This is a genomic window from Streptomyces sp. WZ.A104, assembly GCF_002382885.1.
GTDB lineage: Bacteria > Actinomycetota > Actinomycetes > Streptomycetales > Streptomycetaceae > Streptomyces.
Genome location: NZ_NWVL01000180.1, coordinates 1 through 788, shown reverse-complemented (window position 1 = coordinate 788; position 788 = coordinate 1). Strand labels below are relative to the sequence as shown.

The 788-nt window shown below is 69.2% G+C and carries 1 pseudogene; it reads left to right on the top strand.

The annotated features are described in order from the left end of the window. A pseudogene (locus CIB93_RS37015) lies at positions 1–788 on the top strand (tyrosine-type recombinase/integrase); the annotation flags it as partial.

Here is a 788-nt window from a genome sequence, read left to right as displayed (position 1 = left end):
TGGGCCGTCGCCGAGCCTGAACGCTGGGCCACCTGGGTCGCCCCCTGCCCGGTCCGCGACGCTGACCTGCGCTGGTTCCACCTGCGACGCCGACGCCTCCAGGAACGCATGGCCAACCGCACCCGCGACCGCCAGCCCCTGCTGCCGATCCTCTCCCAGCACGTCAACGACACCTGGCACCAGGCCCGAGCCCTGCTCGAAGCCGCCGAAAGCGTCACCCCGGGCGAGGACTTCACCCTGAACGGGACCGCGTGGTTGCGAGTGGCGACCAAGGAGGATGCCCAGCACGGGCGCCCGCCGGTCCGGGCCGTCAACCGCCTCACCGGGAAACTCGTCCGCATCACGCAGGAAGAGAATCTGGCGTTCTGGCAGTGGGCAGTCGTGGAGACGCTCCGGCTGGCCGGACTTCGGGCGGAGGAACTTGCTGAGCTCTCGCACTTGAGCGTCCGGCAATACCAGCGGCCCAGCGGCGAGGTCGTGGCCCTGCTGGTGATCAGCCCCTCGAAGAGTGACCGGGAACGGGTGGTCCCCATGTCGGCGGAGCTCTTCCACGTCATCGCCCAGATCATCCGCCGGCACCGTGACGAACACGGCACCGTTCCGGTCTGCGCCCGCTATGACCTGCACGACAAGGTCTGGAGCGAAGAACTTCCCTACCTGTTCCAGACCGTTCACAGCGGCGCCCAGCGGGGGATGTCCAGCACGACGGTCTGGCGCGTGATCCGCCGGGCCTGCGAGGCCCTCGCGGTGACTCACCCGCAGTTCGACGGGGTGAAGTTCGCGCCCCA